The sequence below is a fragment of the Salmonella sp. SAL4457 genome (genome assembly GCF_046548235.1).
Classification (GTDB): domain Bacteria; phylum Pseudomonadota; class Gammaproteobacteria; order Enterobacterales; family Enterobacteriaceae; genus Salmonella; species Salmonella enterica.
Genome location: NZ_JBGDZO010001512.1, coordinates 1 through 228, shown reverse-complemented (window position 1 = coordinate 228; position 228 = coordinate 1). Strand labels below are relative to the sequence as shown.

At 60.5% G+C, this 228-nt stretch carries 1 protein-coding gene; it reads left to right on the top strand.

All coding sequences use genetic code 11. The annotated features are described in order from the left end of the window. Positions 1-228: ribosome maturation factor RimP (gene rimP / locus ACLJNW_RS29250; RefSeq protein ID WP_410962176.1), on the top strand; the 228-nt coding region annotated here is incomplete at both ends.

Below are 228 nucleotides of genomic sequence, written 5' to 3'. Positions count from 1 at the left end.
CCCTGGAGGTGTCCTCTCCGGGCATGGATCGGCCGCTGTTCACCCTCGAACAGTTCGCCAAGCATGCCGGCGAGCAAGTGAAGATCAGGCTGCGTTCGCCCTATGAGGGGCGGCGTAACTACCAAGGCATTCTCCGTGGTGTGGAGGAGCAGGATGTGGTGGTCCTGGTGGACGATCACGAGTACCTGCTGCCGATCGATTCGATCGACAAGGCCAACATCATTCCCC